We start from the raw sequence: 8,053 nt of genomic DNA, 5'->3' as shown, positions 1-8,053 counted from the left end.
GGATGACCCGGCTGTGGATGAACTCGATGGAGCCGACGTCGACGCCGCGGGTCGGCTGGGCGGCGATGAAGAGCTTCAGCGGCCGGGACAGCTCCCGGGCCACGATCACCTTCTGCTGGTTGCCGCCCTGGCCCTGCTGTCCGTGCTGACCTTCCGCAACGCCTGGTGGCTGGTGACGTTCTGCGTCCTCGGCGCGCTCGGCTGCGCGACGCTGGCGATCGTGGGCGGCCGGCTCGTACGCTCGATCCTGTTCAGCCTGGTGGCGGCGCCGTTCGCGGCGTTCCGCGGGATTCCGTGGGTGCGCGACCACCTCCAGGCCCCGGCGGACCCGAGCCTGGTCCGTCGCATCGTCGGGTCGGCCGCGGCCACCGTGGCCGCGCTGGTGGTCTTCGGCGCGCTCCTCTCGTCGGCCGACGGCGCCTTCTCCGTGGTCCTCGGCGAGATCGTGCCCGAGGTCAGCGTCGGCGCGGTGTTCCGGTGGATCTTCCTCGCGGCCGTGGGTGGGCTGAGCGCCGTCGCCGCCGTCTACACGCTCTCCGCGCCGCCCGGCCTCTCCACGGTGGACAGGGCGAGCACCCGCCGGCTCGGCGTCGTGGAATGGGCGCCCGTCATCACCGCGCTGACGCTGCTCTTCGGCGGCTTCGTGGCGGTGCAGTTCACCGTGCTCTTCGGCGGCCAGCGGCACGTGCTGCGCACCGCCGGTCTCAGCTACGCCGAGTACGCCCGCAGCGGGTTCTGGCAGCTGGTCATCGTCACGATGCTGACCCTGGCGGTGCTCGGCGGCGTGGCCCGCTGGGCACGGCGCGACCGGCCGGTGGAGCGCAACCTGCTCCGGATCCTGCTCGGCCTGCTCAGCGCGCTCAGCTTCGTCATCGTGGTCTCCGCGCTGTCGCGCATGTACACGTACCAGAAGGTCTACAGCTTCACCGGGGAACGCCTCTTCGTCATGGCGTTCGAGCTGCTCCTCGGCACCGTGTTCCTGATGATCCTGGTGGCCGGGCTCAAGTGGCGGGGCACCTGGATCCCCCGGATGACCGTGGCGCTCGCCGTGGTGATGCTGCTCAGCCTGGCCGTGGTCAACCCCGAGGACTACGCGGCCCGCCGCAACATCGCCCGCTACGAGCAGACGGGGAAGATCGACGCCTGGTACCTGCGGGCGCTCTCGGCCGACGCGACGCCGGCCCTGGCCGGCCTGCCCGACCCGGTGCGCCGCTGCACGCTGAGCTGGATCGCCGACGACCTGGAAGAGCCGGACCCCTGGTACGCCTGGAACCTGGGCCGGGTGCGGGCACGCCAGGCGCTCGACCGGGTCGGCCCGGGCGGCGTCGGCGGTCCCCGCGACTGCAAGGCCGCCGACCAGTTCGACCTGCCCAAGACCCGCCGGTAGCCACGGCGGCGAAGCCCGACGCCCCCGGTCCGCCGGGGGCGTCGGGCAGGGCTCGCTGACGACCGAACCCGGCACCGCCGGGTTCGGTCGTCAGCTCCCACCGCGATGCCGGTCCGGGTTCAGCTCGGCGTTGTTCCCCGCACCGCCCAGGCCCGGGCGGTGAGCCGGATCGACCCGTCCGGCTCGGTGGGCAGGCGGGCGGCGAGCAGGTCGCGCAGGTCGGCGCGGTCCGGCTCGGCCAGCGACATGACGTACGCGGGAGCTGGCCCCTGACCACCCAGGAACGGCGTCCAGTAGTCGGCGAAGTCGGCGAAGACCGTCGGCACCTCGACGGGGCGCACCGACACGCCCCGCAGGCCGGCGTCGACCCAGCGCGCACCCAGTGACTCCGGATCGCACCCCGACCAGCGGCGGCTCTCGTCCAGCCCCGCCACGGACGGGTCGCGCACCGCGGCCGCGTCCCAGAAGTGGCGCATCATCGCCATGCCCTCGGCGTAGTCCCAGACGTAGGCGGCGACCACACCCGCCGGCCGGACGACCCGGGCGAACTCGGCCATGGCCCGCGCCTGGTCGGGCACGAAGTTGAGCGCCAGCCCGCTGACGACGACATCGACGCTCTCGTCCGGCAGCGGCAACGACCGGGCGTCGCCCACGTGGAAGGCCGACCGCGGGTCCCCGATCCGGGTGCGGGCATGGGCCACGAAGCCCTCGGACCGGTCGATGCCGGTGACCCGCGCCGGCTGGGCCAGCGCCAGGACCGTCGAGGTCAGCGCGCCGGTCCCGCAGCCCACGTCCAGCCAGCTCAGGCCGGGTGGCAGGTCCAGCCAGCGCAGGAACTCCGCCGCGACCGGGCGACTCCACCGGCCGACGTACGCCTCGTATGCCTCGCCGTCGGCCCAGATCTGGTGCGCCATGGGCGAACCATACGAGGGTGTGTCCAGCGCGATCACGCCGCGAGGCGCGTCGCCGGCTCAGTCCAGGTGATCGGCGGGCGAGGTCTGGAGCAGCCACGCCAACGGCATCCGCGCCCGCTCCTCGTAGCCACCTTGCCCGGCGAGTCGGTGCAGGGTGACCGTCTGCGCCCCGTCCCGGTCCACCACCCAGTACTGGGGGATCCCCGCCGACGCGTACTCGCGGACCTTCGTGACCGAGTCCATCGCCTCCGAGCCGGGCGAGACGATCTCGATCACCAACACGACGTCGCCGGCGGCTGACCACACACCCCCGGGCGGCGGCTTGCGCCACACCGTGAGGTCGGGAATGCGGCCGCCGTCACCCTGCGGCCCGGAGATGCGCACCCCCGCGGCCTGGAGTACCTGCTCGGCGGGCCAACCAGCCATGATGAGCCACGCGAAGAGGCGACTGGCGATCATCGCGTGTTCCGAGTCGGGCGGCGGCATGACCGACAGGACCCCCTCGGGGCTGGTCTCGTAGCGGTGGCCGTTCGGATCGGCGGCGTTCATCGCCGCCACGTCGTCGAGCGTCACGACGGCGGGCATGTGCATGCCGACGGCCTCAGCGCTCATGAGCCCCATCCTAGGCGAGGTGCCGCGTCGACTCCGGCAGCGCCGACGTAGCCACGGCTACGACCGATACCGGCGCTGCTCAGCCGCCACCGTCGTCGGTCCGGCTTAAGGTGATGCGGATGAAGCTGATCGAGATTCGCAGGTATCCGATCAAGTCGTTGGGCGGTGAGCAACTGGAGACCGTCGAGGTCGAGCAGCGGGGTCTGGTCGGTGACCGGTTGTGGGCGGTGCGGGACGCGGACGGGAAGCTGGGCAGCGGAAAGAGCACCCGCCGCTTCCGCCGGATGCCGGGGCTGCTCTCGCTTCGCGGGCACTCCGGAGATCCGGTGCCGGTCGTCGAACTGCCCGACGGGCGTCGCTTCACGGCCGATGAGCCGGTCGCGCACGAGGCGGTCAGCGAGGTGCTCGCTCGGCCCGTGACGATCGAGCGTGAGGCGTCGATCATGCATCACGACGAGGGGCCGGTGAGCCTGATCAGCACGGCCGCGCTACGACGGCTCCATGACCTCCTGGGAGAGCCCGTCGCCCCGGTACGGTTCCGGGCCAACCTGCTCGTCGACACACCGGGCAGTGACTTCGTCGAAGACGGATGGCTCGGCCGAGACGTCCGCATCGGCTCCGAGGTCGTGTTGCGACCACGCCAACGGCTCACCCGGTGCGTCATGATCGACCTCGCCCAGGAGGGCGCCCCGGAGCACGGGGAACTCCTGAGGACCGTCGGCGAGCACCACGACATGACGTTCGGCGTCTGGGCGACCGTCGAACGGCCCGGCCGGGTTACGCTCCTGGACACCGTCGAACCTGTGTGACCACTCGGCGCAGGGTCGAGCAAGTTCTGAGACCGGCCTGTCACGCCTGGGTGTTCACCCACTCCTCCAACTCGCGCACGTACTGCGGTGCCCACCTCGGGGTCCAGCGCAGGAAGTAGACGCTCATCGACAGAGCGTGGAGAGCGTGACCGAGCCGAACCCTGGACTCCCAGTCGTCCGGCAGCGCGCACACCTCGTCGTAGGCGTCCAGGAAGACCGCTCGTCCCTCGGGGAAATCGGTGAAGACGTGCTCATCGAGCTTGCCGAAGTCCAGGAAACGGTCCGAGTAGCACCCGTGCTCGAAATCGAGCAGACAGGCGATCCGTCCCTCGCGGAGGACCACGTTCGGACGCCACAGGTCCCCGTGGGTCAGCGACGGTGCGCCCTCCGGGTGTACGGCGTCGACGGCGCGGTGGATCGCCGCGGACAGGCCGACGCGTCCGATCGAGGTGAGGTCCTCCGGCGCCTCGGCCAGCCGGGAGTCGACGAGGGCGTGCAGGAAGGTCTGGATGTCCGGGTACTTCCCGCTGCCGAGCACGTCACCGAACCACGGGCCGGAGCAGGAGTGGATCCGGCCCACGAGGTGGCCCAGCTCGCCGGCGAACCGCATCCGCCGGTCGAAGTCCATCGCCTCCCACGCCTCATCGGCGGGCGTGCCGTCCTGGTACTCCTGCACGAGCAGCGGTGCCGCAAGGACGGTGCTCCTGGGCACGAAGGCGCGGAACCGCACCACCGGGACGCCGCCCTCGGCGGCGCGACGGGTAGTGGCGACCAGCCGCCGCAGGTGCTCCGGGTCGGTGTCCCGCATCGGTGTCTTCACCAGCAGCGGGCCCTCGTCCGTGTCCGCGACCCACTGCCGGCTGGTGTAGCCGACGTCGAGCCGACGGATGTCCGCGACTCGGATGCCCGGGCACGCCTCGACCAGGGCGCTACGGACAACGTCGGTCCCGATCGTCTCTTCCGTCAATGCTTCGTTCTCCCGTGTCAGGCGGACCGTTGCGCGAACCTTCGATGCTGTCGGCGAGAGGGTCAGTCAGCCTCGACGCCGCCGGCACGCAAGATCTGCCGTACCCGCTCGCGGCTGTAGCCGGTTCGCTTGACCAGATCCACCTGCCGTGCGCCGGCCCGGTACTCAGCCACGATGGCCCGGTGCAGCTCGGCGCGCGCCTGCTCGACCCGGGCGCGCGCCTCGGCCTTGACCTGCCGAGCGAGCTGCGCGGCGTGTTCTTCCGCCTGCGGCAGCGCCTCGTCGGCGGCCCTCAGCGCGCGCATAGCCCCGCCGAGATCCACTTGGCCATCTTGGCTGGCATCGGCTTAGGCCAAATGAGTCGGGGTGAGCGTTGGGCCACGTACCGAATCGAGGCCCAAGCGGCGAGATGCCCGATCGGGATCCCGGCGAGCAGCCCGACGAGGGCCGCGATGCCCATGCCCAGGGCAACCTGCGCGAGGGGGAGCCCCACGAAGCGGGTGAAGAAGAGCACGGCGCTGGCCATGAAGATGCCACTTCCGAGCATGTTGACGAAGGTCGCGATGGCCAGGACGCGCCGAGGGCCGTAATCGGGGATGAGTCCTCGGGCAACGAGCCATGACCTGTTCGGCGGCGGGATGGGGATGGACGTTGTCGCTGTCTGCAAATGACGGACCTCTCGTCGACGATCGTGGTCTCGTGGCAGGGCTGAACCCTGCCGGGCGCCGCTACTCGAGGCTGGCCAACTCGTCCGGCGACAGGCGCAGCGCCCCGGCGGCCAGGTTCTCGACCAGATGATCGGGGTTGCCGGTGCCGGGAATGGCCAGCAGGTGCGGCCCGCGGCTGAGGGTCCACGCGATCCGCACCTGTGCCGGCGTCGCGCCGTGCGTGCGCGCGATGGCATGCACCGCCGCGTTGGCGGCCACGCCACCGGCCTCACGTCCGTCGCCGGCGATCGCGTAGAACGGCACGAACGCGACACCCTGTTCGCCGCAGGTGCGCACGAACTGGTCGTGCATGCGTCGGGTGTCGACGCCGTACGGGTTCTGCACGCAGACCACCGGGGCGATCGCCTGCGCCTGCGCGAGGTGCTGCGGGCGAATGTTCGACAGGCCGAGATGCCGGATGAGTCCGGCATCTCGCAGGTCGGCCAGGGCGCCGAAGTGCTCCGCGACCGAGTCCAGCCCGTGCTGGCGCAGGTTCACGACATCCAGATGGTCGCGGCCGAGCTGGCGCAGGTTCTCCTCGACCTGCCCGCGCAGCTGGTCCGGCCGGGCCAGCGGCAGCCACTCCCCCGAGGGGTCGCGGCCCGGCCCGACCTTCGTCGTGATCACCAGGTCGTCGGCGTACGGCGACAGCGCCTTGTTGATCAACTCGTTCGCCGACCTGAGCGGCGAAAAGTAGAACGCCGCCGTGTCGATGTGGTTCACACCGAGCTCGACCGCCCGGCGCAGCACGCCGACGACCCGGACGCGGTCGCTCGCCGCGCTGCCGCTGCCCGTCAGGCGCATCGCGCCGAATCCGATCCGGTTGACGGTCAGGTCGCCGAGAGTCCAGGTGCCTGCGGAATCCGCAGTGATCATGTTGGTGGGCATTCGGCGAACCTAGCCACCGCCGCTGACCTGCGCAGTCGGTCGTCTGCCGGATACCGCTCGCGCAAGATCACTGTTAGGTTATCTACAGTTGGGAAGCGCTCCGACGAGCCAGCGGTGGGTGCCCGCCAGCCTTCGATCCGAACATCTACCAGGAGCGCCACGCCGTCGGATGCGGCATCAACAGGCTCAACCGCAACCGCGCCGGGTCCTCTACTGTGCGGTCGTGGCCAGACTGGGTGGTGACGAAGCAGAGATGGACCTGTCTCTCGAAGGCCCGGTGTGGTTGCTGGACGTGGACGGGGTCATCAACGCGAACCGGCCAGGCTGGGGCGGGCCACCCAGGAAAAGCCAGGTCTGGTCGGACACCGACCGGGTGCCATACGTAGTCCGTTGGGCGCCAGCTCTGATCGACCGGATCCGGCTCCTTCATGAGTCCGGCATGGTGGACGTCCGTTGGTGCACCACCTGGTGCCCGGATGCTCATCGGCTTGAGTACCTGTGGCGACTGCCTCCGCTGGCTCGGGCGATCTCTGCTGATCCGATGCCACGGGGCCCTGCTTGTTGGCCGCTGAAGCTTGCTGCGGCTCGCGCCGCTCTGGCCGAGGGCCGCCGACTTGTCTGGACCGACGACGACGCACTGCCCGCGCCGGGCCGCCTCCGTGACGAGTTGACGGCCAGTGGGCAAGCTCTTTTGATCGCGCCCAAGTCGAACCGCGGCCTGCAACCAGAAGACCTCGACCGGATCGAGTCGTTCATCGGCGAGCTTCAGCGCGCTCAGTAGCTTCACTCCGGTTGCCAGCGGAGCCAGCTCTGGTCGTGCTGGAAGCCCACCCGCTGGTAGAAGGGCACTGCTCGTTCGCTCGAGTGGACGGTTACGTGCTCCAGGTCCAGCTTGCGCGCCTCGGCCAACACGGCCTCCAGCAAGACGGCACCAATCCCGCTGTCACGCAGATCAGGCACCACGTACACCGACTGAACGTCGCCGCTCCGACGACGTCGACGTGCGGGAGTCGGTACCCGGTCAGCGACCATCAGCCAGGCCATTCCGACCACGTCATCGTCGATCTCAGCAAGGAAAGGCAAGTGGGTCGAGCAATGGTCGGTGACCCACGCGCAAAACATTTCCATGAATGCGGCGTGGTCTGTCCCGGTATAGCCGCGTTCCTCGGTCAGCCGCCGCCACCGCAGGCCGCCTAACGCCGCAGTATCGGCCGCCGCCGCCTTACGTACCGTCACCTGCATTCCGCCCCCGAAGCCCGCTCGAACCAATCGATCCTAATACTCCCGTTCCACCAGGCGGCGATACCACTCAATGGACACTGGCCATCTCTCGCTCCAGCTCCACAGCCGCCGGCACGAGGGCGGTTGGCCTGACGCGACCGGTCGACGGGACAATCTCGCAGCTGCGCAGGAACCGGCTGTGGGCGCTCACGTAATTCCCCCGGGGTCGGCTCCCGTATTGGGACCGGCCGGGGCTGTGCGGGCTCGGCCTGCTGGGCGGTCGATCGGTAAGTGTGTAGCGTGTTGTTGCGCCTGTGGGGACACTGCATCGGTGACCGGTCCCGCACTGCCTCAACCGCTTCGACCTCGTGCCCTGAGGCCCGGAGATCTCGTCGTTATCGCATCGCTGTCCGGGCCGCTCCATGCCGCTTACGAGCCCGACCTCGAGCAGGCGGTAGTCGTGCTCGAGCGGATGGGATTCCGCGTGCGTCGGGCACCGCTACTCGAAGCAGGGCGGCACCATTGGTGGAGCGCGGCTACGCCGGCGG

General features: G+C 70.2%; 10 protein-coding genes. 3 read left to right on the top strand and 7 right to left on the bottom strand.

Annotation, left to right across the window (positions count from 1 at the left end; all coding sequences use genetic code 11):
* Positions 1–142: 142 nt before the first annotated feature.
* Positions 143–1,387, top strand: coding sequence for a DUF4153 domain-containing protein (locus NCC78_RS23665; RefSeq protein WP_250797137.1), 1,245 nt, complete (start codon positions 143–145; stop codon positions 1,385–1,387).
* 119 nt (positions 1,388–1,506) lie between these two features.
* Here NCC78_RS23665 and NCC78_RS23660 read toward each other — a convergent pair whose 3' ends face one another.
* Entirely contained in the window at positions 1,507–2,301 is a 795-nt protein-coding gene (locus tag NCC78_RS23660; protein WP_250797136.1) for a class I SAM-dependent methyltransferase, read from the bottom strand.
* A gap of 57 nt (positions 2,302–2,358) precedes the next feature.
* Entirely contained in the window at positions 2,359–2,913 is a 555-nt protein-coding gene (locus tag NCC78_RS23655; RefSeq protein ID WP_250797134.1) for a Uma2 family endonuclease, read from the bottom strand.
* Between the two features lie 119 nt (positions 2,914–3,032).
* Between NCC78_RS23655 and NCC78_RS23650 the strand changes: the two genes are divergently transcribed.
* On the top strand, positions 3,033–3,722 hold the full coding sequence (locus NCC78_RS23650; RefSeq protein WP_250797133.1) for an MOSC domain-containing protein: 690 nt from the start codon (positions 3,033–3,035) through the stop codon (positions 3,720–3,722).
* 40 nt (positions 3,723–3,762) lie between these two features.
* Here NCC78_RS23650 and NCC78_RS23645 read toward each other — a convergent pair whose 3' ends face one another.
* The 4 genes from NCC78_RS23645 to NCC78_RS23630 form a co-directional block, all read right to left on the bottom strand.
* The gene (locus NCC78_RS23645) at positions 3,763–4,689 is read right to left on the bottom strand and encodes a phosphotransferase family protein (RefSeq protein WP_250797132.1); all 927 of its coding nucleotides are present in this window, start codon (positions 4,687–4,689) and stop codon (positions 3,763–3,765) included.
* Positions 4,690–4,751: 62 nt separating this feature from the next.
* Positions 4,752–5,012 carry a hypothetical protein gene (locus NCC78_RS23640; RefSeq protein ID WP_250797130.1) on the bottom strand — a complete coding sequence of 87 codons (261 nt, stop codon included), beginning with the start codon at positions 5,010–5,012 and terminating at the stop codon, positions 4,752–4,754.
* Entirely contained in the window at positions 4,982–5,236 is a 255-nt protein-coding gene (locus NCC78_RS23635) for a hypothetical protein (RefSeq protein ID WP_250797129.1), read from the bottom strand. The genes NCC78_RS23640 and NCC78_RS23635 overlap by 31 nt, the downstream gene beginning before the upstream one ends.
* A 181-nt stretch (positions 5,237–5,417) precedes the next feature.
* Entirely contained in the window at positions 5,418–6,272 is an 855-nt protein-coding gene (locus NCC78_RS23630) for an aldo/keto reductase (protein ID WP_250797138.1), read from the bottom strand.
* A 235-nt stretch (positions 6,273–6,507) separates the two neighbouring features.
* On the opposite strand from NCC78_RS23630, the gene NCC78_RS23625 reads away from it, so the two are divergent.
* Complete coding sequence (locus NCC78_RS23625; protein WP_250797126.1) at positions 6,508–7,065, top strand: hypothetical protein; 558 nt, start codon at positions 6,508–6,510, stop codon at positions 7,063–7,065.
* Between the two features lie 2 nt (positions 7,066–7,067).
* Here NCC78_RS23625 and NCC78_RS23620 read toward each other — a convergent pair whose 3' ends face one another.
* Positions 7,068–7,520: a GNAT family N-acetyltransferase gene (locus NCC78_RS23620; RefSeq protein ID WP_250797124.1), complete on the bottom strand. Its 453-nt coding sequence runs from the start codon at positions 7,518–7,520 to the stop codon at positions 7,068–7,070.
* Positions 7,521–8,053: the final 533 nt, after the last annotated feature.

The sequence above is a fragment of the Micromonospora phytophila genome, assembly GCF_023656545.1.
Classification (GTDB): Bacteria; Actinomycetota; Actinomycetes; order Mycobacteriales; family Micromonosporaceae; genus Micromonospora; species Micromonospora phytophila.
Note: the sequence above shows the minus strand (reverse complement) of the source record. Positions and strands in the feature narration are given on the sequence as shown.